The following is a 26351-nucleotide window of genomic DNA, read 5'->3' as shown; positions in this document are numbered from 1 at the left end:
ACCTTGTCCACTCAATACGGGGGCGCCTCCCAGCCGGGGACCGGCTCGGAGAACAGTCCCGAGAAGCTGCTCACACCGGTGCTGTCGGCGTTCTGGGACGAGGACGAGTCCTGGACGCTGGACACGTACCGCAGGCACGACGGATACGAGGGCCTGCGCAAGGCGCTCGCCATGTCGCCGGACGACCTCATCGCGTACGTGAAGGACTCCGGTCTGCGCGGGCGCGGCGGCGCGGGATTCCCCACCGGAATGAAGTGGCAGTTCATTCCCCAGGGTGATGGAAAGCCGCACTATCTAGTTGTCAACGCCGACGAATCGGAGCCGGGGACCTGTAAGGACATCCCGCTTCTCTTCGCGAACCCGCACAGCCTCATTGAGGGCATCGTCATTGCCTGTTACGCGATCCGGTCGTCGCATGCCTTCATCTACCTGCGTGGTGAAGTCGTCCCCGTGCTGCGACGGTTGCACGAGGCCGTACGCGAGGCTCACGCGGCGGGCTACCTGGGCGAGAACATTCTCGGCAGCGGACTCGATCTCCAGCTCACCGTGCACGCGGGCGCGGGCGCGTACATCTGTGGTGAGGAGACCGCACTGCTCGACTCGCTCGAAGGCCGCCGTGGACAGCCGCGACTTCGTCCCCCTTTCCCTGCGGTCGCGGGCCTCTATGCGTGTCCGACTGTTGTGAATAACGTCGAGTCCATCGCGTCAGTTCCCGCGATTCTCCACAAGGGCAAAGAATGGTTCCGCTCGATGGGGAGCGAGAAGTCCGCCGGCTTCACGCTCTACTCGCTCAGCGGCCATGTCACCAGCCCCGGCCAGTACGAGGCCCCGCTCGGCATCACGCTCCGTCAGCTCCTCGACATGAGCGGTGGCATCCGGGCCGGACACCGCCTCAAGTTCTGGACGCCGGGCGGCTCCTCGACCCCGATGTTCACCGACGAACACCTCGACGTCCCTCTTGACTACGAAGGAGTGGGCGCCGCAGGTTCCATGCTCGGCACGAAAGCACTCCAGTGCTTCGACGAGACGACCTGTGTCGTGCGGGCCGTCACGCGGTGGACCGAGTTCTACGCCCACGAGTCCTGCGGCAAGTGCACGCCCTGCCGCGAGGGCACGTACTGGCTCGTGCAGTTGCTGCGCGACATCGAGGCCGGCAAGGGCGTCATGTCCGACCTCGACAAGCTGAACGACATCGCCGACAACATCAACGGCAAGTCCTTCTGCGCGCTGGGCGACGGCGCCGCCTCGCCGATCTTCTCCTCCCTCAAGTACTTCCGCGAGGAGTACGAGGAGCACATCACGGGCCGCGGCTGCCCCTTCGACCCCGCCAGGTCGACGGTCTGGGCCGACCAGGACAAGCACACGGAGGTGAACGCATGACCGTGACCACGAGCGCTCCCTCCGGGGGCGGGGAGGCGGCGGTCCCGCCGGAAGATCTCGTCTCGCTGACCATCGACGGCGTCGAGCTCAGCGTGCCCAAGGGCACCCTGGTCATCCGCGCCGCCGAACAGCTCGGCATCGAGATCCCCCGGTTCTGCGACCACCCCCTCCTCGACCCGGCCGGCGCCTGCCGCCAGTGCATTGTTGAGGTCGAGGGCCAGCGCAAGCCCATGGCGTCCTGCACGATCACCTGCACGGACGGGATGGTCGTCAAGACCCACCTCACCTCTCCCGTCGCCGAGAAGGCCCAGAAGGGTGTGATGGAGCTCCTGCTCATCAACCACCCGCTGGACTGCCCCGTCTGCGACAAAGGCGGCGAGTGCCCGCTGCAGAACCAGGCCATGTCGCACGGCCACTCCGAGTCCCGCTTCGAGGGCAAGAAGCGGACGTACGAGAAGCCCGTCGGGATCTCCACCCAGGTGCTGCTCGACCGTGAGCGGTGCGTACTGTGCGCCCGCTGCACCCGGTTCTCCAACCAGGTCGCGGGCGACCCGATGATCGAACTGATCGAGCGGGGCGCCCTCCAGCAGGTCGGCACCGGCGAGGGCGACCCCTTCGAGTCGTACTTCTCCGGGAACACCATCCAGATCTGCCCGGTCGGCGCGCTGACCTCGGCGGCGTACCGCTTCCGCTCGCGGCCCTTCGACCTCGTCTCGTCGCCCTCGGTGTGCGAGCACTGCGCCGGCGGCTGCGCGACCCGCACCGACCACCGGCGCGGCAAGGTCATGCGGCGCCTCGCGGCCAACGACCCCGAGGTCAACGAGGAGTGGCTGTGCGACAAGGGGCGCTTCGGCTTCCGGTACGCGCAGCAGCGCGACCGGCTGACGACGCCTCTGGTGCGCGGCGCGTCCGGTGAGCTGGAGCCCGCCTCGTGGCCCGAGGCACTGGAAGCGGCGGCCCAGGGACTCCTGGCGGCCCGCTCCCGGACCGGCGTCCTCACCGGCGGCCGGCTGACCGTCGAGGACGCCTACGCCTACAGCAAGTTCGCGCGCGTGGCCCTCGACACGAACGACATCGACTTCCGCGCGCGCGTGCACAGCGCCGAGGAGGCCGACTTCCTGGCCGCCCGCGTCGCAGGGCGGGGCCGGGACCTCGACGGCAGCGGCATCACGTACACCGCACTGGAGAAGGCCCCCGCGGTCCTGCTCGCCGGGTTCGAGTCCGAGGAGGAGGCACCCGGTGTCTTCCTGCGGCTGCGCAAGGCATGGCGCGGACACGGACAGCGGAGCTTCTCGCTGGCCACGCACGCGACGCGCGGCCTGGAGAAGGCGGGCGGCACGCTCCTGTCGGCCGCTCCCGGCACCGAGACCGAGTGGCTGGACGCGCTCGCCTCCGGAGTCGGCCTGGACGGCGACGGGGCCAAGGCCGCCGAGGCGCTGCGCACCGAGGGTGCCGTGATCGTCGTCGGTGAACGGCTGGCGTCCGTGGCGGGCGGCCTCACCGCCGCCGTACGGGCCGCCTCCGCGACCGGCGCCCAGCTGGTGTGGATCCCGCGCCGGGCCGGGGAGCGCGGCGCGATCGAGGCGGGCGCGCTGCCCTCGCTGCTGCCCGGCGGACGCCCGGCCACCGACCCGCGCGCGCGGGACGAGGTCGCCGCGGCCTGGAAGATCGCCGCACTCCCGCACCGCCACGGCCGCGACACCGGACAGATGGTCGAGGCCGCCGCCACCGGCGAACTCTCCGCGCTCGTCGTGGCGGGCGTCGAGGTCGCCGACCTTCCCGACCCGGCACGCGCGCGTGCGGCCCTCCACGGTGTGGGCTTCCTGGTGTCCCTCGAACTGCGTCCCAGTGAGGTCACCGAGCACGCGGACGTCGTCCTGCCGGTCGCCGCGGTCGCCGAGAAGGCGGGCACCTTCCTCAACTGGGAAGGCCGGGCGCGTCTCTTCGAGGCCGCTCTCAAGCCCGACCAGATGACCCGCCGGGTGGCGCCCACCGACGCGCGCGTCCTGCAGATGCTGGCCGACGCCATGGACGTACACCTGGGACTGCCCGACCTGCGCACCGCGCGCGGGGAGCTGGACCGGCTCGGCGCCTGGGACGGGCCGCGGGCCACCGAACCCCTGGAGACCGCGGCCACGGCGCCGCGGCCCGCCGCGGGGGAGGCCGTGCTCGCCGGACACCGGCTGCTGCTCGACCGGGGCCGCCTCCAGGAGGGCGACGAGGCGCTCGCCGGCACCCGGCACGCCGCCCACGCGCGCGTGTCGGCCGCCACGGCCGCCGAGGCGGGCGTCAAGGACGGCGACACGCTGGCCGTGACAGGGCCCGCCGGAGTGCTCGAACTCCCGCTGCGGATCACGCGGATGCCCGACCGGGTGGTCTGGCTCCCGCTGAACTCCGCCGGTCAGGGCGTCGCCTCGGACACGGGCGCGCTGCCCGGCGCACTCGTCCGCATCGGACCGGCGACGCTCGCCGACGAGGCTCCCCAGGAGGTGGAGGCATGACCGGAAACCTCGCCGCGCCGGCGTACCTGGCCGCGGAGGACCTCACCATGTTCGGCCGCGACGTCTGGTGGCTGGTCGTCATCAAGGCGGTCTTCTGCTTCGCCTTCCTGATGATCACCGTGCTCTTCTCCATCGTGTGGGAGCGCAAGGTCGTCGCCTGGATGCAGCTGCGCATCGGCCCCAACCGGCACGGCCCCTGGGGCATGCTCCAGTCGCTCGCCGACGGCGTGAAGCTGATGCTCAAGGAAGACCTGATCGTCAAGCGCGCGGACAAGGTCGTCTACGTCCTCGCGCCGATCGTCGCGGCGATCCCGGCCTTCATGGCGATCGCCGTGATCCCCTTCGGACCGCCCGACAACCAGATCTCGATCTTCGGCCAGCGCACCACGATGCAGCTCACCGACCTGCCGATCGCGATGCTCTTCATCCTCGCGGTCGCCTCGGTGGGCATCTACGGCATCGTCCTCGCGGGCTGGTCCTCCGGGTCGACGTATCCGCTGCTCGGCGGCCTGCGCTCGTGCGCGCAGATGATCTCGTACGAGATCGCCATGGGCGCCGCGTTCGCGTCGGTGTTCCTGTACTCCGGCTCGATGTCGACCTCGGAGATCGTCGCGCAGCAGCACGACCGCTGGTACATCGTCCTGCTGCCGGTGTCGTTCCTGATCTACATCGTGACGATGATCGGCGAGACCAACCGCGCCCCGTTCGACATGCCGGAGTCCGAGGGCGACCTGGTCGGCGGCTTCAACACCGAGTACTCGTCCATCAAGTTCGCGCTGTTCATGCTCGCCGAGTACGTGAACATGGTGACCGTCTCGGCGGTCTCCGTGACGCTCTTCCTGGGCGGCTGGCGGGCCCCCTGGCCGGTCAGCACCTTCTGGGAGGGCGCCAACCACGGCTGGTGGCCGATGCTCTGGTTCGTCATCAAGGTGCAGCTGCTGCTGTTCTTCTTCATCTGGCTGCGCGGCACGCTGCCCCGCGTCCGCTACGACCAGCTGATGAAGCTCGGCTGGAAGGTCCTGATCCCGGTCTCCGTGGTCTGGCTGATGCTCGTCGCGACGGTCCGGACCCTCAGGAACGAGAACTACGACTTCGCCGACATCGCCCTGTACGTGGGCGCCGCGGTCCTTGTCCTGCTGTTGCTCTCCTTCATCGCCGACATGTTCCGCGACCGGAAGGCCGCCAAGGAGCCACCGCCCGAACCCGTCGCCTTCGACCCGATGGCGGGCGGATATCCCGTACCGCCACTGCCGGGTCAGGAGCTGCCGCCGGTGCCCCGGCGCCGCCCGCGCCGGGAGCGGGAGCTGATTGTCAGTGGTGGACCCGATACTGCCAGTGACGGATCCGATGGACCTCGTGACGGAAAGGAGGCGTCCGATGGCTGATGAGCAGAAGGAGACCACACCCGGTTTCCAGAATCCCGTCGCAGGCTTCGGCGTGACCTTCAAGGCCATGTTCAAGAAGCGGCTGACCGAGCAGTATCCGGAAGCGCAGAAGACCACCGCACCGCGGTTCCACGGCCGGCACCAGCTCAACCGCCATCCGGACGGCCTGGAGAAGTGCATCGGCTGCGAGCTGTGCGCCTGGGCCTGTCCCGCGGACGCCATCTACGTGGAGGGCGCGGACAACACCGAGGAGGAGCGCTACTCCCCGGGCGAGCGGTACGGCCGCGTCTACCAGATCAACTACGCCCGCTGCATCCTGTGCGGCCTGTGCATCGAGGCGTGCCCCACGCGCGCGCTCACGATGACCAACGAGTTCGAGCTGGCCGACAGCAGCCGCGCCAACCTCATCTACACCAAGGAACAGCTGCTCGCAGGCCTCGAAGAGGGCATGGTCGAGTCACCGCACTCGATCTTCCCGGGCACGGACGAGCAGGACTACTACCGGGGCCTCGTCACCGAGGCCGCGCCGGGTACGGAGCGGCAGGTCGCCCACTCCAAGGGCGAGGTCCCGCAGGAGGGCGCCTCGACCTTCGGAGAAGGCGAGCCGGCGTCGGAACAGGTGATCGGCCGATGACCGCGCAACTCGCCGCCCACTCCACCTCCCTCGCGGCCTACTCGACGTCCACCGGAGAGGCCTTCCAGTTCTGGGTCCTCGGTACCGTCGCCGTGATCGGCGCCCTGTGCACCGTCTTCATGAAGAAGTCCGTGCACAGTGCGCTCTGCCTCGCCGGAACCATGATCATCCTGGCGGTGTTCTACCTCGCCAACGGCGCGTACTTCCTGGGCATCGTGCAGGTCGTCGTCTACACCGGCGCGATCATGATGCTGTTCCTCTTCGTGGTCATGCTCGTCGGTGTCACCGCGGCGGACTCCCTGACGGAGACCATCAAGGGCCAGCGCTGGCTGGCCCTCCTGTGCGGTCTCGGCTTCGGCATCCTGCTGTGCGCGGGCATCGGCAACGCGTCGCTGAACGAGTTCAACGGCCTGGCCCAGGCGAACGCCGGCGGCAACGTGGAGGGCCTGGCGACCCTCATCTTCACGAAGTACGTCTTCGCCTTCGAGATCACCGGCGCCCTGCTCATCACGGCCGCCGTCGGCGCCATGGTGCTCACCCACCGCGAGCGCACCGAGCGGGCCAAGACCCAGCGCGAGATGGCCGAGGAGCGCGTACGGAAGAACGTGCAGCTTCCGCCGCTGCCCGCCCCCGGCGTCTACGCCCGGCACAACGCGGTGGACATCCCCGGTCTCCTCCCGGACGGCACACCGTCCGAGCTCACCGTCATCAAGACGCTGCGCGACCGCGGTCAGATCCGTGACGTGTCGGACGAGGCGCTCAAGGACCTGAAGGCCCTGGAGCAGCGTTCCGGGGAGCGGCTCGGCCGCGGAGACCGCGCAGAGGAGGCCGCGAAGTGAACCCCGTCAACTACCTGTACCTCGCCGCCCTGTTGTTCACGATCGGCGCCACGGGCGTCCTGATCAGGCGGAACGCGATCGTGGTGTTCATGTGCATCGAGCTCATGCTCAACGCGTGCAACCTCGCGTTCGTCACCTTCTCCCGTATGCACGGCAATCTCGACGGCCAGATCATCGCCTTCTTCACGATGGTCGTCGCCGCCGCGGAGGTCGTGGTCGGGCTCGCGATCATCGTGTCGCTGTTCCGTTCCCGCCACTCGGCCTCGGTCGACGACGCCAGCCTGATGAAGCTGTAAGGGGTCGCTGGAACCGTGACTAACATGGAGAATCTGATTGCGCTGCTGGTGGCAGCGCCTCTGCTCGGAGCGGCCGTACTGCTGTGCGGCGGCAGGCGGCTCGATGCCGTCGGCCACTGGATCGGCACGGCCCTCGCGTCCGCCTCCTTCGTGATCGGCGCGATCCTCTTCGCCGACATGCTGGGCAAGGACGAGGAGCACCGGGCCGTCGGGCAGCACCTGTTCAGCTGGATCCCCGTCGAGGGCTTCCAGGCGGACATCGGCTTCCAGCTCGACCAGCTGTCGATGACGTTCGTGCTGCTGATCACCGGCGTCGGCTCGCTCATCCACGTGTACTCGATCGGGTACATGGAGCACGACGAGCGCCGCCGCCGCTTCTTCGGCTATCTGAACCTGTTCCTCGCGGCGATGCTGCTGCTCGTCCTCGCCGACAACTACCTGCTCCTGTACGTCGGCTGGGAGGGCGTGGGCCTCGCCTCGTACCTGCTCATCGGCTTCTGGCAGCACAAGCCCAGCGCGGCCACCGCGGCGAAGAAGGCCTTCCTGGTCAACCGCGTCGGCGACATGGGCCTGTCGATCGCCATCATGCTGATGTTCACCACCTTCGGGACCTTCGCCTTCGGGCCGGTCCTGGAGGCCACCGGTGAGACCGGCGAGGGCAAGCTCACCGCCATCGGCCTGATGCTGCTCCTCGCCGCCTGCGGCAAGTCCGCGCAGGTGCCGCTGCAGTCCTGGCTCGGGGACGCGATGGAGGGCCCGACCCCGGTCTCGGCCCTCATCCACGCCGCGACCATGGTGACCGCGGGCGTGTACCTGATCGTCCGCTCCGGGGAGATCTTCAACGCCGCGCCGGACGCCCAACTGGTCACCACCGTTGTCGGAGCGGTCACGCTCCTCTTCGGTGCGATCGTCGGTTGCGCCAAGGACGACATCAAGAAGGCACTCGCCGGTTCGACCATGTCGCAGATCGGCTACATGATCCTCGCGGCGGGCCTCGGCCCGATCGGCTACGTCTTCGCGATCATGCACCTGGTGACACACGGCTTCTTCAAGGCCGGGCTCTTCCTCGGCGCCGGTTCGGTCATGCACGGCATGAACGACGAGGTCGACATGAGGAAGTACGGCGGCCTGCGCAAGTACATGCCGGTCACCTTCGTGACGTTCGGCCTCGGCTACCTCGCCATCATCGGCTTCCCGGGCCTGTCAGGGTTCTTCTCCAAGGACAAGATCATCGAGGCCGCCTTCGCCAAGGGCGGCACCGAGGGCTGGATCCTCGGCGGGGTGGCCCTGCTGGGCGCGGCCATCACCGCGTTCTACATGACGCGCGTGATGCTGATGACGTTCTTCGGAGAGGAGCGCTGGCGGAACCAGCCGACCCCCTCCCCGGCGGAGTCGGACGTGGAGCCGGCCGCCGAACACCGTGGCACACACGCCGAACCGCACCCGCACGAGTCGCCGAAGTCCATGACGATCCCCATGATCGTGCTGGCCTTCGGGTCGGTCTTCGCGGGCGGCTTCTTCGGCATCGGTGACCGCTTCCTGCACTGGCTGGAGCCCGTCACCGAGCACGCGCACGGACACTCGCCGCTCAGCGCGACGACGGTCACGCTCTCCACCATGGTCGTGCTCGTCATCGGCGTGGGCCTCGCCTACCTCCAGTACGGGCGCCGTCCCGTCCCGGTCGTCGCCCCGCGCGGCTCCCTGCTCACCCGGGCCGCCCGGCGCGACCTCCTCCAGGACGACTTCAACCACGTCGTCCTGGTGCGCGGCGGCGAGCACCTCACGCGCTCCCTGGTGTACGTCGACCACACCCTGGTCGACGGGGTCGTCAACGGCACGGCGGCCTCGATGGGCGGTCTCTCCGGACGGCTCCGCAAGCTGCAGAACGGCTACGCGCGCTCGTACGCCGTCTCGATGTTCGGCGGTGCGGCGATCCTCATCGCCGCGACCCTGCTGATGAGGGCGGTCTGATTCCGATGTCCTTTCCTCTGCTGACAGCGACGGCGGCGCTCCCGGCGATCGGGGCGATCGCCACGGCCGCCGTGCCGGCCGCGCGCCGCACCGCCGCCAAGTGGCTGGCGCTGCTCGTCTCGCTCGCCACCCTGGCCCTCGCCGTCGTCGTCCTGGTCCGCTTCGACCCCGACGGCGACCGGTACCAGCTCACCGAATCGCACTCCTGGATCAAGGACTTCGGGGTGCGTTACGAGCTGGGCGTGGACGGCATCGCGGTGGCGCTGATCGCGCTGACCGCCCTGCTGATCCCGTTCGTGATCCTCGCGGGCTGGCACGACGCCGACCCGCTGGAGACCCACAGCAGCCGGTGGCGGCCGACGCAGGGCTTCTTCGCCCTGATCCTCGCCGTCGAGGCGATGGTGATCATCTCCTTCGAGGCCACCGACGTCTTCCTCTTCTACATCTTCTTCGAAGCCATGCTCATCCCGCTGTACTTCCTCATCGGCGGCTTCGGAGACCGGGCCCACGCGGGCTCGGACGAACACGCCGCGGCGCAACGCTCGTACGCCGCCGTGAAGTTCCTCCTCTACAACCTGGTCGGCGGCCTGATCATGCTGGCCGCGGTGATCGGCCTCTACGTGGTGGCGGGGAACTTCTCGCTCCAGGAGATCGCCGAGGCGCGGGCCAACGGCTCGCTCGACATGGCGACCAACACCGAACGATGGCTGTTCCTGGGCTTCTTCTTCGCCTTCGCGGTGAAGGCGCCCCTGTGGCCCCTCCACACCTGGCTGCCCAACGCCATGGGGGAGGCCACCGCCCCGGTCGCCGTACTGATCACCGCCGTGGTCGACAAGGTCGGCACCTTCGCGATGCTCCGCTTCTGTCTGGGGCTCTTCCCGGAGGCCTCGAAGTGGGCGACACCCGCGATCCTCGTACTCGCCACGATCAGCATCATCTACGGGGCGCTGCTCGCGGTCGGCCAGCGCGACATCAAGCGCCTGGTGGCGTACGCGTCGATCTCCCACTTCGGGTTCATCATCATGGGCATCTTCGCGATGACCAGCCAGGGGCAGTCCGGCGCGACGCTCTACATGGTCAACCACGGGATCTCGACCGCCGCGCTGATGCTGGTGGCCGGCTTCCTGATCTCGCGGCGCGGCTCGCGCCTGATCGCCGACTACGGAGGGGTGCAGAAAGTCGCCCCGGTGCTCGCCGGCACCTTCCTGATCGGCAGCCTCGCGACGCTGTCGCTGCCGGGACTCGCCCCGTTCGTCAGTGAGTTCCTGGTCCTGGTCGGCACGTTCTCGCGCTACCCGGCGATCGGGATCATCGCCACCTTCGGCATCGTCCTCGCCGCGCTCTACACGCTCGTCCTCTACCAGCGGACGATGACGGGCCCGGTGCGGCCCGAGGTCTCGGCCATGCCCGACCTCAGGGTGCGGGAGCTCGCGGTGATCGCCCCGCTGATCGCCCTGCTGATCTTCCTCGGCGTCTATCCGAAGCCGCTCACCGACATCGTCAACCCGGCGGTCAAACAGACCATGTCCGACGTACAGAAGAAAGACCCCCAGCCCGAGGTGGAGGCCGTCAAGTGAGCGCAACAGCCGTCCACAGCCTGTGGACAACCGCGGCCGACCCGATCCAGAAGATCGACGCGCCGAACATCGAGTACGGGCAGCTGTCGCCCACCCTGATCGTCATCGGGGCGGCGGTCATCGGGATCCTGGTCGAGGCGTTCGTGCCCCGCAGGTCCCGCTACTACGCGCAGATCTTCGTGTCCGTCGTCGCTCTCGTCGCCGCGTTCGCCGCGGTCGTCGCCCTCGCGGCCGGCGGATACGGCACCACGAAGGCCGGCATCGCCGCGATGGGCGCCGTCGCGGTCGACGGGCCCGCGCTCTTCCTCCAGGGCACGATCCTGCTGGCCGGTCTGCTCGGCGTGTTCACGTTCGCCGAGCGGCGCCTCGATCCCGTGGCGCACGGCAACCGCGTCGACTCGTTCGCCGCGCAGGCCTCGTCCGTGCCCGGCAGCGACAGCGAGAAGGCCGCGGTCAAGGCCGGGTTCACCACCACCGAGGTGTTCCCGCTGCTGCTCTTCGTGATCGGCGGCATGCTCGTCTTCCCGGCGGCGAACGACCTGCTGACGCTGTTCATCGCGCTGGAGGTCTTCTCGCTGCCGCTCTACCTGCTGTGCGCCGTGGCCCGCCGCAAGCGGATCATGTCGCAGGAGGCCGCGGTCAAGTACTTCCTGCTCGGCGCGTTCGCCTCCGCGTTCACCCTCTTCGGCATCGCCCTGCTGTACGGCTACGCGGGCTCGGTGTCGTACGCGACACTCGCGCAGGTCGTCGACGGCACGATCGAGACGGTGAACCCGGCACTCGTCGGCACCATGGGCAACGACGCGCTGCTGCTCATCGGCGCCGCGATGATCGTCATGGGCCTGCTGTTCAAGGTCGGCGCGGTGCCGTTCCACATGTGGACCCCGGACGTCTACCAGGGCGCGCCGACCCCGGTGACCGGCTTCATGGCCTCCGCGACCAAGGTGGCCGCCTTCGGCGCGCTGCTGCGGCTGCTGTACGTGGTACTGCCGGGCCTGCGCTGGGACTGGCGGCCGGTGATGATGGGTGTCGCGGTCGTCACCATGCTGGGCGGCGCGATCGTCGCGATCACCCAGACCGACATCAAGCGGCTCCTCGCGTACTCGTCGATCGCGCACGCGGGCTTCATCCTCGCCGGTGTCATCGCGACGACCCCGGACGGTGTGTCGTCGGTGCTCTTCTACCTGGCCGCCTACTCGTTCGTGACGATCGGCGCGTTCTCGGTGGTCACCCTCGTACGGGACGCGGGCGGCGAGGCCACGCACCTGTCCAAGTGGGCCGGTCTGGGGCGCAGGTCACCGCTGGTGGCGGCCGTGTTCGCGGTCTTCCTGCTGGCCTTCGCGGGCATCCCGCTGACCTCCGGCTTCGCGGGCAAGTTCGCCGTGTTCAAGGCGGCGGCCGAGGGCGGCGCGGGCGCGCTGGTCGTGGTCGGCGTGATCTCGTCGGCCATCGCGGCGTTCTTCTACATCCGGGTGATCGTGCTGATGTTCTTCAGCGAGCCGCGCCCGGAGGGACCCACGGTCGCCGTGCCGTCGCCCCTGACGATGACGGCGATCGCGGTGGGCGTGGCGGTCACCCTGGTACTCGGTGTGGCACCGCAGTACTTCCTGGACCTGGCGGGGCAGGCGGGCGTGTTCGTGCGCTGAGACCCGCCTGCGTCGCCTCTGCTGCGTCGCCACTGTTGTTTCGCCTCTGTATGGACAGCGGCCCGGTTCCCCAGTGCAGTGCGGGGGACCGGGCCGCTGCCGTCGCGCCTTGACGCGAGTTTCCGGGCCTGGGCGGGCCGGCCTGTGGATAACTCCGTGGCTGTCGGTCCTGACGCCTATCGTGGACGCAGTGGTCGAGGAGGCCGCAGGTACGGGGGACGGGACGATGGGCGGAGCGGGTGTGATGACCGGAATGGGCGCGGTGGCGGGACCGGCCACGGCGGGCGGGATGCCGGGCGGTGCGGATGGCGGGCCGGGCGGCGGGCCGGGCGGCGGCGACAGTGAGGCGCTCGGCACCCTGCACCGGGTCTTCGGCTACGAGGCCTTCCGGGGGGAGCAGGAAGCCGTCATCGACCATGTGGTGAGCGGCGGGGACGCGGTCGTGCTCATGCCGACGGGCGGCGGCAAGTCGCTCTGCTACCAGATCCCCGCCCTGGTCAGACCGGGTACGGGCGTCGTGGTCTCCCCTCTCATCGCGCTGATGCAGGACCAGGTGGACGCGCTGCGGGCGCTCGGCGTGCGCGCCGGGTTCATGAACTCCACGCAGGACTTCGACGAGCGGCGGGTGGTCGAGGCCGAGTTCCTCGCGGGCGAGCTCGACCTGATCTACCTCGCGCCGGAGCGGCTGCGCCTGGAGTCCACGCTCGGCCTTCTCAAGCGCGGCCGGATCTCCGTCTTCGCGATCGACGAGGCGCACTGCGTGTCCCAGTGGGGCCACGACTTCCGCCCCGACTACCTGTCGCTGTCGCTGCTGGGCGAGCGCTGGCCCGACGTACCGCGGATCGCGCTGACCGCGACGGCCACGCACGCGACGCACCAGGAGATCACCCAGCGCCTGGGCATGCCGGACGCCCGCCACTTCGTGGCCAGCTTCGACCGGCCCAACATCCAGTACCGGGTGGTGCCCAAGGCCGACCCCAAGAAGCAGCTGCTGGCCTTCCTCCAGGAGGAGCACGCGGGCGACGCGGGCATCGTGTACTGCCTCTCGCGCAACTCCGTCGACAAGACGGCCGAGTTCCTCGCCCGCAACGGCATCGCGGCGGTGCCGTACCACGCGGGGCTCGACTCGGGCACGCGCGCCGCCCACCAGTCGCGGTTCCTGCGCGAGGACGGCCTGGTGGTGTGCGCGACCATCGCCTTCGGCATGGGCATCGACAAGCCGGACGTCCGGTTCGTCGCCCACCTCGACCTGCCGAAGTCCGTCGAGGGCTACTACCAGGAGACGGGCCGCGCGGGCCGCGACGGACTGCCGTCCACGGCCTGGATGGCCTACGGCCTGAACGACGTCATACAGCAGCGCAAGATGATCCAGTCGAGCGAGGGCGACGAGGCGTTCCGCCGCCGGGCGGCCGCCCATCTCGAAGCGATGCTCGCCCTGTGCGAGACCGCCCAGTGCCGGCGCACCCAGTTGCTCGCCTACTTCGGCCAGGATCCCGAGACCGAGGCCTGCGGCAACTGCGACACGTGCCTGGTCCCGCCCGAGACCTGGGACGGCACGGTCGCGGCCCAGAAGGTGCTGTCCACCGTGGTGCGGCTGCAGCGCGAGCGGGGACAGAAGTTCGGGGCGATACAGATCGTCGACATCCTGCTCGGGCGCAAGACGGCCAAAGTCATCCAGTTCGACCACGACCAGCTGTCCGTGTTCGGCATCGGCGAGGACCTGGACGAGGGCGAATGGCGCGGTGTCGTACGGCAGATGCTGGCCCAGGGCCTCCTCGCGGTCGAGGGCGCGTACGGGACGCTGGTACTGACCGAGGCGAGCGGGACGGTGCTGCGGCGCGAGCGGGAGGTGCCGATGCGCAAGGAGCTGCCGAAGCCGGTGACCTCCCGCGGCTCGTCCTCCACATCCGGTTCCGGCCGGGCCGAGCGCAAGGCCAAGGCAGCGGCCGCCGCGGCCGAGATGCCCTCGGAGCTGCTCCCCGCCTTCGAGGCCCTGCGCGCCTGGCGTGCCGGACAGGCCAAGGAGCAGGGCGTCCCGGCGTACGTCATCTTCCACGACGCCACGCTGCGGGAGATCGCCACGCTGTGGCCCACCACCGTGGCTGAACTCGGCGGCATCAGCGGGATCGGCGAGAAGAAGCTCGCGACGTACGGGGAGGGCGTGGTCGGAGTGCTCGCGTCCCTGGAGCGGCCGTCCGGAGGAGCGAAGGGAGCGGGGAACCCCGAGGGACCGGTGCCGGTGCCGGTGTCGCCGCAGCCGCGGAGTGACGGTGACCCCGGCCTGCACTGGCCCGAGATGGATGCGGAGCCCGAGCCGGAGGACTGGATATAGGGAGCCGCACGGCATAGACCCGCAGGCCTCGTCGCTGACGCGGGGGCGCCCTCTAGGGGCGCGGGGAACTGCGCGACAAGCCCCCACCGACCCGCAGATCCGAACAACCCCGCGTCAGCGAACACCGAAGCGGCCTCGGCCACATACGGGACCGGCCCCGGACGTGACCCCCGCGCGGGCGGACGTTACGCGCCGGGTGCGATCCGGCCCGTCACCTCGCCCAGACCTACGCGGGTCCCGTCCGGCCCCGGGGCCCAGGCCGTCAGCGTCACGACGTCCCCGTCCTCCAGGAACGTCCGCTTGCCGTCGGGGAGTTCGAGGGTGTCCCGGCCGTTCCAGGTCAGTTCCAGGAGCGAACCGCGTTCACCGTCCGAGGCTCCGCTCACGGTGCCCGATCCGTACAGGTCCCCCGTGCGCAGCGACGCTCCGTTCACGGTCAGATGGGCCAGTTGCTGGGCGGCCGTCCAGTACATCGTGGAGAACGGGGGCGCGGACACCACATGGCCGTTGACGGCGACGGAGATGCGCAGGTCGTAGCCGCCGGGGTCCTCCGAGGTGTCGTCCAGATAGGGGAGGAGGGGGTGCGTGCGCGTCGGGGGCGCGACCCGGGCGTCCTCCAGCGCGTCGAGCGGGGTGATCCAGGCCGACACCGACGTGGCGAAGGACTTGCCGAGAAAGGGGCCGAGCGGGACGTACTCCCAGGCCTGGAGATCGCGCGCGGACCAATCGTTGAGGAGGCAGAGCCCGAAGACGTGGTCGCGGAAGTCGCCCAGTGGCACCGGCGTGCCCATCGCGGAGGGCGTGCCGACGACGAAGCCGACCTCCGCCTCGATGTCCAGCCGGACTGATGGGCCGAAGACCGGCGCCGGGTCCGCCGGGGCCTTGCGCTGGCCCGCGGGGCGTACGACATCGGTCCCGGAGACCACGACGGTGCCCGCCCGGCCGTGGTAACCGATGGGCAGATGCTTCCAGTTGGGCGTGAGGGAGTCCTCGGCGTCGGGGCGGAAGATCCGGCCGACGTTACGGGCGTGGTTCTCGGAGGCGTAGAAGTCGACGTAGTCGGCGACCTCGAAGGGGAGGTGGAGGGTCACTTCGGAGAGCGGGTGGAGCAAGGGCGCGACGCTCTCGCGGTGGGCGGGCACCGTCACCCACGCGGTGAGCGCACGCCGGACGTCCGACCACGCGGTGCGGCCGGCCGCGAGCAACGGGTTCAGGGAGGTCCGGGCGAGCAGGGTGGCGTACGGGGAGCCGAGTTCCACCGCGGCGGCCCCCGCGTCGAGGACGTGGTCGCCCAGCCGGACGCCCACGCTCCGGTGATCGGAGCCGGCCAGGGAGAAGACGCCGTACGGAAGATTGTGCGGGCCGAAGGGATCGCCCTCGGGGACATCGAAGGGGGGCATGGGGTGCTGCCTCGCTTTCCGTGTGGGTGGAGCACACGTTACGGGGAGGCGCCACTCATGGGCAGCGTCTGAAGAGTTCGCAATGTCCGATGGGGGGTGAGGTGGGAGTGGTTGGTTTCGGTTCGCCGCGGGACGGTCCGGCACCTGGCGGGAGGGCACGGCTGGAGCCGGCGAGCGCGCGGGCGCGTGGGTGTGCGGGCAGGCGCACCGGTGGCCGGGGAGGGCGTGGAGCGGGCGAGTGAGGTGGCCGATATGTCATGGGATCAGCCTGAACTATCGGGGCCGGATGGGACATACGGGAACGCGTGAGGTGGTCGAGGTGCCGGACGACGTCCGGTTCCCGTCGAGTCGTCGGGGCATTCGGTCCGTATTCTCTGATCATGGCCCCACCGATTGCATATTCACTCATCGCCACTGACCTGGACGGGACGCTGCTGCGCGGCGACGACACCCTCTCCGACCGGTCACGCGCCGCGCTGGCGATGGCGGTCGGGGCAGGCGCCCGGCACCTCGTGGTGACGGGGCGCCCCGCCCCACGCGTACGGCCGCTGCTGGACGAGCTGGGCAGCCAGGGGCTCGCGGTGTGCGGACAGGGCGCGCAGTTGTACGACGCCGGCGCGCACCGCATGGTGTGGTCCGTGACTCTCGAACGCGAGCTGGCCGAGGTGGCTCTCGGCAAGATCGAGGCGGAGGTCGGCGAGGTGTACGCGGCCGTCGACCAGGACGGGGTCGACGGTCTCACGCTCATCGAGCCGGGTTACGAGATGCCCCACCCGACGCTTCCGGCGGTACGGGTGCTGCGCCGCGACGACCTCTGGACGGCGCCCATCAGCAAGGTGCTGCTGCGCCATCCCCTGCTCTCCGACGACGAGTTGGCGTCCGCCGCCCGAGGAGCGGTCGGTTCCCTCGCCACCGTCACGATGTCCGGTCCCGGCACCGTCGAACTCCAGCCATGCGGCATCACGAAGGCGACAGGTCTTGCGCTCGCCGCCGGGCAGCTGGGCCTGACGTCGGCGGAGACCGTCGCCTTCGGGGACATGCCGAACGACATCCCCATGTTCGACTGGGCCGCGCGCGGAGTCGCGATGGCCAACGCGCATCCCGAACTCAAGGCCGTCGCCGACGAGATCACCCTCTCGAACGAGGACGACGGCATCGCGGTGGTCCTGGAGCGGATGTTCTCCGACGACCGGGCCGCGAGCCCCCGCCTCGGCCGGTAGGCCGGCCGGAGAGTCCGCGGCCCGGTCGGCCGGGGTGCGGGTCCGGGCGTCGGTCAGTAGGCGCCGAAGACGTTGTCGATCGATCCGTACCGTGCGGCGGCGTAGTTGCACGCCGCCGTGATGTTGGCGACCGGGTCGAAGGGATCCAGCGACGTGCCGGTCACGTGGTACGCCGCGAAGGTCGGGTCGATGACCTGGAGGAGCCCCTTGGACGGCGTACCGGCGACCGCGTTGGAGTCCCAGTTGTTCATGGCCTGCGCGTTGCCCGACGACTCGCGGATGATGTTGCGGTGGATGCCGTCGTAGGTGCCCGGGATCCCCTGCTGGGCCATGATGTCCAGCGACTCCTTGATCCAGCCGTCCAGGTCGTCCGTGTAGGTCTTCGCGGCGGCCGGGGCGACGGCGGATGCGGTGGTCGCCTTGGTTGCCTTGGTTTCCTTGGCCGTCTTCGCCGGGGTCTGGCCGTTCTTGGTGCCCACGGTCAGTTCGAGGCCCGGGCGGATGACCGCCGGGTTGCTGCCGATGACCGCGCGGTTGGCGTTGTACAGCTTCTTCCAGTCACCTGTGGTGTGCGCCTTGGCGATCTTGGACAGGGTGTCGCCCTCGGCCACCTTGTAGGTGACCAGCGAGACCTGCGGGACGGCGGTCGGAGCGGTCTGCGCGGCCTTCGGGGCCTGAGTCGGCTGTGCGGCGTGGGCGCCGGTCGCCCCCACGATGGGGAGTGCGAGCGCGGCTCCGCCCGTCCCCGCGGCGACGATGCCACGGGCGAGAGAGCTCATTCTGGTGCGGCGGTGCTTGCCTCGTGCGGGCATGGCGAATTCCTCTCCGGCGCCTACGAGGTGAGCTGTCGGGTTCGGGCGGGAGATGCCCGGTCGCGTGCTGTACGCGACTTAACCCCTAGCCGTTCCGATAACGGGACCGGCGACTTACCTGGGTCCCCCGCTCCTGCCGTACGCGAGTGAATGGGTGGCTGGGTTTCCGGGCGGCGGCAGGATTAGGCGATCCGTCCGGAGTGACGTGAACGTATGCGAAAGCACATGAAGCAAACAAGCCCTGAATTCGCATGGCACCGATCATGACCTGCCTCATTGGGTGAATATTCCTTGATCTATCCGGAAGGCAAAGCTCAACTTGCTTTCCGTGAAGGGAAGTCGGCGGACCCGACAAAACGATCACTTCGGACAGGCGTGACCCAATTCACTGACGCGTACAGGCGATTAGGGAAACAGATTATTAATTCGGGCAAGTCGGTGCCTTTGGGGGATTCGGGAGGTTGGGGAGGTTTGGGAGAATCGCGGCCGACGTGAGGTGCGGAATGTCTGGAACCGCTGGAGCTGGAAGGGTGGCCGACGACCGTGTGCGCATGTCGAGGGCGAGCGCGGAACCTCCCCTGTGCTGCGCGTCGTTGTCGTAGTGGCCGGTTCGGATTCGTCGGTGCTTTCGTCGGTGATTTCGGCGGTGGTTTCCTCGGTGATGGGGCGTCATGCGCGGGCGTAGGGCTTGGGTCCGTCTGTCGGGGGAACTCGGATGCCGTCGTGAACCGTCTCGGCGGGAAAGCCGTAGGGAGGGTCAGGGGGGCGGAGCGGAAGGGCGTACGGATGCGCGTGGGTGTCGCCTCGGTGAGCCGGGTGAATCGTGCGGCGCAGTCGGGACGCCGGGGTGCCGAGGAGCCTCTTTCGGGATATTTCAGTCATATCATCAGATCGAGAACATACCTTCCATGATCCAGTACCTCCCGCCCTGGTGACGGGGCAAAAGGGGCCAGGTGGAGCGTGTCCGGCAGGGTGGTGGCAGGTGACAGGCGGGCGCTCATCGTGATCGAAAGACGACCGGATACGCTGACTTGAGTGCCGGCAGCGACACATCGACAAACACCCACAGCACGCAACACACCCAGAGCCCGCTGCGCACCCGCAGCACCCAGCGCATCCAGAGACCGCCGTTGAGAGCGTCAGCAGACAGGAGACCCTCGTGACCGTCGTCGGGCCGTTCGGGCTGAGCGTGCGGGACCAGGCTCTCGAAGCCGATGTCCAGGCCGGACTGGCGGCTGTCGAGGAGGGACTGCTTGAGGCCACCAAGAGCGAGGTCCCGTTCATCACGGAGGCCGCGCAGCACCTCGTGCGGGCGGGTGGGAAGCGGTTCCGGCCGCTGCTCGTGATGCTCGCCGCCCAGTTCGGTGACCCGTACGCGCCGGGGATCGTGCCCTCGGCGGTCGTCGTCGAGCTGACCCATCTCGCCACGCTGTACCACGACGACGTGATGGACGAGGCGGACGTGCGCCGCGGCGTCCCCAGCGCCAACAGCCGCTGGGGCAACTCGGTCGCGGTCCTCACCGGCGACTTCCTCTTCGCACGCGCCTCGCACATCCTGGCCGACCTGGGCCCCGAGGCCGTACGCATCCAGGCGGAGGCCTTCGAGCGGCTGGTCACCGGCCAGATTCTGGAGACGGCGGGACCGCGCGACGGGCGTGACCCGGTCGACCACTACATGGACGTGCTCGGCGGCAAGACCGGCTCGCTGATCGCGGTGGCGGGACGATTCGGCGCGATGATGTCGGGCGCCGACGAGACGGTCGTCGACGTGCTGACGCAGTACGGCGAGCGGCTCGGTGTGGCCTTCCAGCTTGCCGACGACGTGCTGGACATCGCGAGCGGCTCCCACGAGTCCGGCAAGACGCCGGGCACCGACCTGCGCGAGGGCATTCCGACGATGCCCGTCCTGCGGCTGCACGAGCGCGTCAAGCGGCTGGGGCTCGCCGAGGACATCGCCCTGTCCGAGCTGCTCGCGTCGGACCTCACGGACGACGCACGGCTCGCGGAGGCGCTGGCCAGGCTGCGCGTCCACCCCGCGCTGGACCAGGCCCGCCGCGACACCGTGCGGTACGCGGAGGACGCCCGCGCCGCCCTGGCACCGCTCCCGGAGTGCGACGCGAAGGCTTCTCTGGTGGAGCTGTGTGACGCGGTGGTGCACCGGGCGGGCTGATCACCGGCGGGCTGATCACCGGTGAGCCGGTGAGCGGCGGACTGACGACCGGTGAGCTGATGACCGGTGAAGCAGTCGCCGGTGAGTGAGCCCCAAGATCCTGAACGGTGGCGACGGCGTCTCCCCCACACGACCCCTACGGGTCGGGGGATGCGCCGTCCGCTTATGTCATCCCCCAGGTGTACGAGGAGTTGGCTCCGAGGTCTGACGCCATCCGGCGGTCGATTTGGTCAGATGGGGAACACCACTTCACAGGAGTTCGGGTGACAATGGCGGCCAGGGGTGGACGAGTGCGTGGACGGTAAGCCGCCGCCGACAACGGAGGTAGGGCACACATGGCACCGTACGAATCCGACGACAGCACGATCGAGGACGAGGCCGACGACATGCGCGCCGGCAGGCGCAAAGCCGCGCGGTACGTCGTTCCCGTCGCGGTGGTGGGGGTGGCGGCGGCGACCATCGGGCTGGTCCCGGCGTTCGCGGGCTCCGGCGACCCCGACCTGCCGAAGGTCAGCGCGCAGCAGCTCATCGAGAAGATCGCCGCTTCGGACGTACAGCAGCTGTCCGGCACGGTGAAGATCAGTACGGATCTGGGGCTGCCGAACCTCGGCGGCCTGGAGAGCAGCCTCGGCGGTGTGGCGGGCGGGGGCGACAGCTCGGGCTCGTCCGCGGACCCGTCGTCCAAGCTGCTGGAACTGGCGTCCGGTACGCACACGCTGCGGGTCGCGGCCGACGGCGAGGACAAGCAGAAGCTGTCTCTGCTCGACAAGGCCGCCGAGTACAGCGTGATACGTAACGGCGACGAGGTGTGGGCGTACGACAGCGCGTCGAACGAGGCGTACCACGCGCAGGACGGCTCCTCAGGTTCCGCCGGTTCCGCCGGGAAGGGGACGAAGGACAGGTCCCAGGACGTGCCGGCCACGCCCAAGGAGCTGGCCGAGGAGGCGCTGAAGGCGGCCGACGACACGACGTCCGTGACCGTCGACGGTACGGCGCAGGTCGCGGGCCGGGACGCCTACAAGCTGCTGATCAAGCCGAAGCAGTCCGGTTCGACGGTCGGCGCGATCTCCATCGCCGTGGACGCGAAGACCGGCCTGCCCCTGAAGTTCACGCTGACCCCGACGAGCGGTGGCTCGGCCGTCATCGACGCGGGCTTCACCCAGGTGAAGTTCGCCAAGCCGGCCGCGTCCACCTTCGACTTCAGCCCGCCGAAGGGGGCGAAGGTCACCGAGGGCGACGAGCCGGCGTCCGAGGGCCGGGCGGACAAGGAGCGCCACGCGCGTCCCGGCAATGACAACGGCAACGTCAAGGGCAACGGAGAGGGCTTGGGCAAGGAGTCCGATGGCCCGGACGTCATGGGTGAAGGCTGGAGCGCCATAGCCCAGTTCGACACCGGCGGCGAGGGCCTGCCGTCGGAGGGGTCCGGCGGGGGCGACGCGGGCCGTTTCCTGGACTCGCTGGGCGACCAGGTGAGCGGCAAGTTCGGCTCGGGCACGGTCTTCTCGACCCGCCTGGTCAACGCGCTGATCACGGACGACGGCAAGGTCTACGCGGGCGCGGTCACCAAGGACGCGCTGGTGAAGGCGGCCAACGCGGCGAACTAGGCCCTGTCGGCCCCCTGACAGGGCGTGCTCCGACAGGGGTCTCCTCGACAGGGGCCGACAGGGGTTTCCCGAGGGCAAGGCGAAGCGAGGGAGTCGATGGCGGAACTGTCCACCGCAGGTGACTCGGGTGACTCGGGTGATACGAGTGATACGGGTGGTACGGGTGACACCGTGATCGCCACCCGTGCGCTCACCAAGCGCTACCGCGGCGGACAGCTCGCCGTCGACGGCCTCGACCTGGCCGTCCCGGCGGGCAGCGTCTTCGGCTTCCTCGGTCCGAACGGCTCCGGGAAGACGACCACCATCAGGATGCTGATGGGCCTGATCGAACCGACCTCCGGGACAGCACGTGTACTGGGCCGGCCCATGCCGCGCGCCACGCGCACGGTGCTGCCCCACGTGGGCGCGCTCATCGAAGGACCAGCCCTGTACGGCTTCCTCTCCGGCCGTGACAACCTCCTGCGGTACGACTCCGCGGACCCGGTCGCCGACCCGCGTACCCGGCGTACGCGCGTGGCGACCGCGCTCGACCGGGTCGGGCTGACGGCCGCCGCGGGCAAGAAGGCGAAGGCCTACTCGCTGGGGATGAAGCAGCGGCTCGGTCTCGCGGCCGCGCTGCTGCAGCCCCGGAAGCTGCTCGTCCTCGACGAGCCGACCAACGGGCTCGACCCGCAGGGGATGCGGGAGATCCGCTCCCTGGTCCGTGAGCTGGCGTCGGACGGCACGACCGTGTTCCTCTCCTCGCACCTGCTCGACGAGATCGAACAGGTCTGCACGCACGCCGCGGTGATGGCACAGGGCAGGCTGATCACCCAGGGCCCGGTGGCCGAGCTCGCGGCGGGCGCGCGCAGCCGGCTCGTCGTGACCACGCCCGACCCCGGCGAAGCGGCCCGGGTACTGAAGGAACAGGGCGTGAGCGATGTCGTGGTCACCGAGGACCGGGTGACCGCCGACCCACCGGACCACGATCTCGCCGAGGTGAACGCGGCACTCGTGACGGCGGGCGTCCGCGTACGCGGCTTCGGGGTCGAGCGGGCCTCGCTGGAGGACGCGTTCGTGGCGCTCACGGGGGAGGGCTTCGATGTCGCGGGCTGAGACCGCCGATTCATCGGGCGCCGCGGAGTCGGCTGCTTCAGGGCGGGCCGCTGCGGCACGGGCGCCGAGCCCGCTCTGGACCCTCGGCCTGCTGCGCAACGAGCTGAGCACCACGCTCCGCCGCTGGCGGACGATCGCTCTGCTCGGCGTGCTCGCCGCCGTGCCGGTGCTGGTCGGTGTCGCGGTCAAGATCGAGACGAGCGACGGGTCGTCCACCGCGGGCGGCGGGGGCGAGGGGCCCGCGTTCATCGCGCAGATCACCAACAACGGACTGTTCCTGGTGTTCACCGCGCTGGCCGCCACCCTGCCGTTCTTCCTGCCGATGGCGGTCGGCGTCGTGGCGGGCGACGCGATAGCGGGCGAGGCCAACGCCGGAACGCTGCGCTATCTGCTGGTCGCCCCGGCAGGACGTACGCGCCTGCTGGTCACCAAGTACGCGACCACGCTCGCCTTCTGTGTCATCGCGACGCTCGTCGTGGCGACCTCGGCGCTCATCGTGGGCGCGCTCCTGTTTCCCCTGGGCGAGCTGACGACGATCTCCGGCACGCGCATCAGCTTCGGCGAGGGGCTGGGCCGGGCCCTGCTGATTGCGCTGATCGTCGCCGCGTCGCTGATCGGGATCGCGGCGCTGGGGCTGTTCGTCTCGACCCTGACGAACAGCGGGATCGCGGCGATGGCGACGACCGTCGGCCTGCTCATCACCGTGCAGATCCTCGACCAGATACCCCAGCTCCACGCGATACAGCCGTACTTCTTCTCGCACTACTGGCTGTCGTTCGCCGACCTCATGCGCGATCCCGTCTACTGGGACGACCTGATCCGCAACCTCGAACTGCAGGCGCTGTACGCGGCGGTGTTCGGCGCGGCGGCCTGGGCGCGGTTCACGGCGAAGGACATCACCGCGTAGGGCGTCACTGCGCCGCGCCCAGCCGGCCCCGTCGGCTGCGAGAGCACTTCGACCCGGCAGAGCACTTCAGTCCGACAGCTCCCATACCGCGTACGCGAGCGCGTCGCTGTTCCGGTCCAGGGCCGTGTCGTTGATGTTCGCCGTCGTGTCGCACGAGGAGTGGTAGCAGCGGTCGAACGACTGGCCCGCCGTGCCGCCCCATTTGGCGGCCTGCGCCGCCGACTTGGTGCTGCTGGCGCCGGTGAAGAGACCGCCTACGGGGATGCCCGCGCTCTTGAAGGGGGCGTGGTCCGAGCGGCCGTCTCCCTCGGTCTCGATCTCGGTCGCGACGCCGAGACCGGCGAAGTAGTCCTTGAAGGTCTTCTCGATGGCCGGGTCGTCGTCGTAGACGAAGTAGCCGGGGTTCGGCGAGCCGATCATGTCGAAGTTCAGATAGCCGCTGATCTTCGCGCGGTTGGCGGTGGAGAGGTTGTTGACGTGGTAGCGGGAGCCGACCAGGCCCAGTTCCTCGGCTCCCCACCAGGCGAACCGCAGATGCTTCGCGGGTTGGTACTGCGCCCGGGACACGGCGAGCGCGGTCTCCAGAACGGCCGCCGAACCCGAGCCGTTGTCGTTGATGCCGGCCCCCGACGTGACGCTGTCGAGATGGGAGCCCGCCATGACGATCTGGTTGGCGTCGCCGCCGGGCCAGTCGGCGATCAGGTTGTAGCCGACGCTGCCGGAGGAGGTGAACTGCTGGATGCTGGTGGTGAACCCGGCAGCGTCCAGCTTGCCCTTCACATAGTCGAGGGATGCCTTGTAGCCGGTACGGCCGTGGGCGCGGTTGCCGCCGTTGGCGGTGGCTATGGACTGCAGTTGAGTGAGGTGGGCCTTGACGGCGGCCACGGGTATGTCCGGTGCGGCGGCCACGCGTGCGGGCGCGGCGTCGGCTGTCGCGCTCGTGGTGAGCAACGCGGCGACCACCACGGCGGCGGCACCCGTGACACGTCCGGGAACGGAGAGCTTCATGTGGGGGGCTCCGAATTCCTGTGGATTCTTGGACCCCGCGGCTTCCGCGGGACCCTGCGGGAATGGGTGCCTGATGGTGAAGCTGAGGCTGACGTTCCGTCAAGAGCGCGAATCGGTCAGCCGGGTTCGCATAGCGGACACCAGGCGTTCGCCACCTTGCCCAGCCTGGAATCCGTGGGGCCCGATTTCATCGGGTCCGGCGTGTCAGTGCAGGCAGAACTCGTTGCCCTCCGGGTCCGCCATCACCACCCACTCGCCCGACGGCTCCTTCACCTCCCGGACGACCGTCGCCCCGAGCCCGGTCAGCCGCGCGACCTCCGCCTCCCGCTTCCCGCCCTCGGTGTGCAGGTCGATGTGCAGCCGGTTCTTCACGGTCTTCGGCTCCGGAACGCGCTGGAAGAGCAACCGCCGCCCGAGCCCCACCCCGCTCCCCTTCTCGTACGGGTCCTGCGGGTGCCGTACGCCGGTCGCGTCCCGCCATGCCTGGCGGCCGTGCGACTCGACGACGAGCTCGGCGGGTGCGGCGCCGACGCTCAGCAGGCGCTCGATCAGCGCGCTGTGGTCCTCGACCAGGTAGCCGAGGGCGGCGCCCCAGAAATCGGCCTGGGCGTGCGGGTCGGCGGTGTCGACGACCAGTTTCCAGTGCAGGGGCGCGGGCGCGGGTGCGGGCGCAGGAACGGGACCGGGCGTCGTGGATGCGGGACCGGGCTGCGGTGCGTGGGCCTGTGTCATGGTAACCAGTTATAGTGGTTACGTGAGCGAGCAGGCAACGAGGACGCCCGGACTGACTCTCGTGTCGTACGGAGGGAAGCGGTATCGCTTCGATGCCGGGGCGCTGTGCACGGAACTCCTGACGACGGGCGGACCGGGAGAGTTCGCGCGCTTCGAGGTACTGCACGAGCCCGCGGATCTGCTGCGCTGGGTGGAGCGGAGCCGCTTGCCGGCCGGCCTCGAAATAACGGTGACGGAGCGGGAACTGACGCAGACGCGCGACCTGCGCGACGCGCTCTTCCAGCTCGTCGCCGACCGCGCCCATGGCAGGCCGCTCGGGGCCCGTGAACTCGATGTGGTCAACGCGGCGGCGGCCGGGACACCGCTCGCCGCCCGGATCGAACCGGACGGTTCGCGCGGATGGGCGCCGGGTGCCACCGTCGCTCGGCTGCTGGCCACCGTCGCCCGTGAGGCGGTCGAGCTGCTCACCGGGCCGTATGCGGACCGCTTCCGCGAATGCGGGTCCCACACCTGCCAACTGCTCTTCGTCGACACGTCACGGCCCGGGCGCCGGCGCTGGTGCGCGATGGAGCACTGCGGCAACCTCCACAAGGTACGGACGCACCGGGCCCGCCGAGCCGAGAGGGAGGGGGAGGAGGGGGATGCGGATGCGAATAGGGACGGGATGGGGAGGACGGGGGAGAGGGCGGCGCCTGACCGCCAACCCCGGGCGTCAGGACGTGAGTTGACGACTCGTCCGGCCGGACTCGCCATACTGTCAACATGACCGCAGACGCCTCCGTCCCGCTCCCCTCTGCCATACCCCTCTCCGCTCCGGCCGCCTCCGTCCGGCGTACCCGTGT

The 26351-nt window shown here is 69.6% G+C and carries 20 protein-coding genes and 1 riboswitch; of the genes, 16 read left to right on the top strand and 4 right to left on the bottom strand.

Features of this window, described 5'->3' with window-relative positions:
- Nucleotides 1-3: 3 nt before the first annotated feature.
- The 10 genes from nuoF (at nt 4) to recQ (ending at nt 14561) form a co-directional block, all read left to right on the top strand.
- Entirely contained in the window at nt 4-1380 is a 1377-nt protein-coding gene (gene nuoF / locus AOK01_RS06170) for an NADH-quinone oxidoreductase subunit NuoF (protein ID WP_425424722.1), read from the top strand.
- Nucleotides 1377-3881 carry an NADH-quinone oxidoreductase subunit G gene (locus AOK01_RS06165; RefSeq protein ID WP_055509244.1) on the top strand — a complete coding sequence of 835 codons (2505 nt, stop codon included), beginning with the start codon at nt 1377-1379 and terminating at the stop codon, nt 3879-3881. Before nuoF ends, AOK01_RS06165 begins: the two co-directional genes overlap by 4 nt.
- Nucleotides 3878-5266, top strand: coding sequence for an NADH-quinone oxidoreductase subunit NuoH (nuoH, locus tag AOK01_RS06160; RefSeq protein ID WP_055509242.1), 1389 nt, complete (start codon nt 3878-3880; stop codon nt 5264-5266). Before AOK01_RS06165 ends, nuoH begins: the two co-directional genes overlap by 4 nt.
- A complete protein-coding gene (gene nuoI / locus AOK01_RS06155) occupies nt 5259-5900 on the top strand; it encodes an NADH-quinone oxidoreductase subunit NuoI (protein ID WP_055509240.1) in 642 nt (213 codons plus the stop codon). Before nuoH ends, nuoI begins: the two co-directional genes overlap by 8 nt.
- Nucleotides 5897-6739 carry an NADH-quinone oxidoreductase subunit J gene (locus AOK01_RS06150; protein ID WP_055509239.1) on the top strand — a complete coding sequence of 281 codons (843 nt, stop codon included), beginning with the start codon at nt 5897-5899 and terminating at the stop codon, nt 6737-6739. Before nuoI ends, AOK01_RS06150 begins: the two co-directional genes overlap by 4 nt.
- Complete coding sequence (gene nuoK / locus AOK01_RS06145) at nt 6736-7035, top strand: NADH-quinone oxidoreductase subunit NuoK (RefSeq protein WP_020130147.1); 300 nt, start codon at nt 6736-6738, stop codon at nt 7033-7035. Before AOK01_RS06150 ends, nuoK begins: the two co-directional genes overlap by 4 nt.
- Before the next feature lie 24 nt (nt 7036-7059).
- Entirely contained in the window at nt 7060-9006 is a 1947-nt protein-coding gene (nuoL, locus tag AOK01_RS06140) for an NADH-quinone oxidoreductase subunit L (protein ID WP_055509237.1), read from the top strand.
- Between the two features lie 5 nt (nt 9007-9011).
- Nucleotides 9012-10583 carry an NADH-quinone oxidoreductase subunit M gene (locus AOK01_RS06135; protein WP_055509235.1) on the top strand — a complete coding sequence of 524 codons (1572 nt, stop codon included), beginning with the start codon at nt 9012-9014 and terminating at the stop codon, nt 10581-10583.
- Nucleotides 10580-12229 carry an NADH-quinone oxidoreductase subunit NuoN gene (nuoN, locus tag AOK01_RS06130; protein WP_055509233.1) on the top strand — a complete coding sequence of 550 codons (1650 nt, stop codon included), beginning with the start codon at nt 10580-10582 and terminating at the stop codon, nt 12227-12229. Before AOK01_RS06135 ends, nuoN begins: the two co-directional genes overlap by 4 nt.
- Before the next feature lie 289 nt (nt 12230-12518).
- The gene (gene recQ / locus AOK01_RS06125) at nt 12519-14561 is read left to right on the top strand and encodes a DNA helicase RecQ (protein WP_055509338.1); all 2043 of its coding nucleotides are present in this window, start codon (nt 12519-12521) and stop codon (nt 14559-14561) included.
- Nucleotides 14562-14746: 185 nt separating this feature from the next.
- On the opposite strand, the gene fahA is transcribed toward recQ, so the two are convergent.
- Complete coding sequence (gene fahA, locus AOK01_RS06120; RefSeq protein WP_055509231.1) at nt 14747-15961, bottom strand: fumarylacetoacetase; 1215 nt, start codon at nt 15959-15961, stop codon at nt 14747-14749.
- 380 nt (nt 15962-16341) lie between these two features.
- Between fahA and AOK01_RS06115 the strand changes: the two genes are divergently transcribed.
- Entirely contained in the window at nt 16342-17181 is an 840-nt protein-coding gene (locus AOK01_RS06115; protein ID WP_055509229.1) for an HAD family hydrolase, read from the top strand.
- 53 nt (nt 17182-17234) lie between these two features.
- On the opposite strand, the gene AOK01_RS06110 is transcribed toward AOK01_RS06115, so the two are convergent.
- Nucleotides 17235-17993 (bottom strand): transglycosylase SLT domain-containing protein, encoded by a 759-nt coding sequence (locus tag AOK01_RS06110; protein WP_055509227.1) that lies wholly within the window; start codon nt 17991-17993, stop codon nt 17235-17237.
- Between the two features lie 2 nt (nt 17994-17995).
- A riboswitch (cyclic di-AMP (ydaO/yuaA leader) is annotated at nt 17996-18160 on the bottom strand.
- 992 nt (nt 18161-19152) lie between these two features.
- Here AOK01_RS06110 and AOK01_RS06105 point away from each other — a divergent pair.
- From AOK01_RS06105 to AOK01_RS06090, 4 genes are all read left to right on the top strand, one after another.
- Nucleotides 19153-20163, top strand: coding sequence for a polyprenyl synthetase family protein (locus AOK01_RS06105; RefSeq protein ID WP_055509225.1), 1011 nt, complete (start codon nt 19153-19155; stop codon nt 20161-20163).
- Between the two features lie 335 nt (nt 20164-20498).
- Nucleotides 20499-21767 (top strand): LolA family protein, encoded by a 1269-nt coding sequence (locus AOK01_RS06100; RefSeq protein ID WP_055509223.1) that lies wholly within the window; start codon nt 20499-20501, stop codon nt 21765-21767.
- A gap of 96 nt (nt 21768-21863) precedes the next feature.
- Nucleotides 21864-22862 (top strand): ABC transporter ATP-binding protein, encoded by a 999-nt coding sequence (locus AOK01_RS06095; protein WP_055509222.1) that lies wholly within the window; start codon nt 21864-21866, stop codon nt 22860-22862.
- On the top strand, nt 22849-23769 hold the full coding sequence (locus tag AOK01_RS06090; protein ID WP_055509220.1) for an ABC transporter permease: 921 nt from the start codon (nt 22849-22851) through the stop codon (nt 23767-23769). The genes AOK01_RS06095 and AOK01_RS06090 overlap by 14 nt, the downstream gene beginning before the upstream one ends.
- 66 nt (nt 23770-23835) lie before the next feature.
- On the opposite strand, the gene AOK01_RS06085 is transcribed toward AOK01_RS06090, so the two are convergent.
- Both AOK01_RS06085 and AOK01_RS06080 read right to left on the bottom strand, forming a co-directional pair.
- Nucleotides 23836-24777, bottom strand: coding sequence for a M28 family metallopeptidase (locus AOK01_RS06085; protein WP_055509218.1), 942 nt, complete (start codon nt 24775-24777; stop codon nt 23836-23838).
- A 204-nt stretch (nt 24778-24981) separates the two neighbouring features.
- Complete coding sequence (locus tag AOK01_RS06080) at nt 24982-25425, bottom strand: VOC family protein (protein WP_055509337.1); 444 nt, start codon at nt 25423-25425, stop codon at nt 24982-24984.
- 82 nt (nt 25426-25507) lie between these two features.
- Here AOK01_RS06080 and AOK01_RS06075 point away from each other — a divergent pair, with 82 nt between their 5' ends.
- The gene (locus AOK01_RS06075; protein ID WP_107099738.1) at nt 25508-26275 is read left to right on the top strand and encodes a CGNR zinc finger domain-containing protein; all 768 of its coding nucleotides are present in this window, start codon (nt 25508-25510) and stop codon (nt 26273-26275) included.
- Nucleotides 26276-26351 lie beyond the last annotated feature (76 nt).

This window comes from Streptomyces aurantiacus (assembly GCF_001418335.1).
Classification (GTDB): domain Bacteria; phylum Actinomycetota; class Actinomycetes; order Streptomycetales; family Streptomycetaceae; genus Streptomyces; species Streptomyces aurantiacus.
Note: the sequence above shows the minus strand (reverse complement) of the source record. Positions and strands in the feature narration are given on the sequence as shown.

What these genes read in the sequence shown, in the direction of transcription:
- fahA (WP_055509231.1), bottom strand. Translation starts at nt 15,961, where the DNA reads ATGCCCCCCTTCGATGTCCCCGAGGGCGATCCCTTCGGCCCGCACAAT.
- AOK01_RS06075 (WP_107099738.1), top strand. Translation starts at nt 25,508, where the DNA reads ATGGTAACCAGTTATAGTGGTTACGTGAGCGAGCAGGCAACGAGGACG.
- AOK01_RS06085 (WP_055509218.1), bottom strand. Translation starts at nt 24,777, where the DNA reads ATGAAGCTCTCCGTTCCCGGACGTGTCACGGGTGCCGCCGCCGTGGTG.
- AOK01_RS06095 (WP_055509222.1), top strand. Translation starts at nt 21,864, where the DNA reads ATGGCGGAACTGTCCACCGCAGGTGACTCGGGTGACTCGGGTGATACG.
- AOK01_RS06110 (WP_055509227.1), bottom strand. Translation starts at nt 17,993, where the DNA reads ATGCCCGCACGAGGCAAGCACCGCCGCACCAGAATGAGCTCTCTCGCC.
- AOK01_RS06090 (WP_055509220.1), top strand. Translation starts at nt 22,849, where the DNA reads ATGTCGCGGGCTGAGACCGCCGATTCATCGGGCGCCGCGGAGTCGGCT.
- AOK01_RS06135 (WP_055509235.1), top strand. Translation starts at nt 9,012, where the DNA reads ATGTCCTTTCCTCTGCTGACAGCGACGGCGGCGCTCCCGGCGATCGGG.
- AOK01_RS06165 (WP_055509244.1), top strand. Translation starts at nt 1,377, where the DNA reads ATGACCGTGACCACGAGCGCTCCCTCCGGGGGCGGGGAGGCGGCGGTC.
- nuoL (WP_055509237.1), top strand. Translation starts at nt 7,060, where the DNA reads ATGGAGAATCTGATTGCGCTGCTGGTGGCAGCGCCTCTGCTCGGAGCG.
- nuoI (WP_055509240.1), top strand. Translation starts at nt 5,259, where the DNA reads ATGGCTGATGAGCAGAAGGAGACCACACCCGGTTTCCAGAATCCCGTC.
- AOK01_RS06100 (WP_055509223.1), top strand. Translation starts at nt 20,499, where the DNA reads ATGGCACCGTACGAATCCGACGACAGCACGATCGAGGACGAGGCCGAC.
- recQ (WP_055509338.1), top strand. Translation starts at nt 12,519, where the DNA reads ATGCCGGGCGGTGCGGATGGCGGGCCGGGCGGCGGGCCGGGCGGCGGC.
- AOK01_RS06115 (WP_055509229.1), top strand. Translation starts at nt 16,342, where the DNA reads ATGGCCCCACCGATTGCATATTCACTCATCGCCACTGACCTGGACGGG.
- AOK01_RS06150 (WP_055509239.1), top strand. Translation starts at nt 5,897, where the DNA reads ATGACCGCGCAACTCGCCGCCCACTCCACCTCCCTCGCGGCCTACTCG.
- nuoH (WP_055509242.1), top strand. Translation starts at nt 3,878, where the DNA reads ATGACCGGAAACCTCGCCGCGCCGGCGTACCTGGCCGCGGAGGACCTC.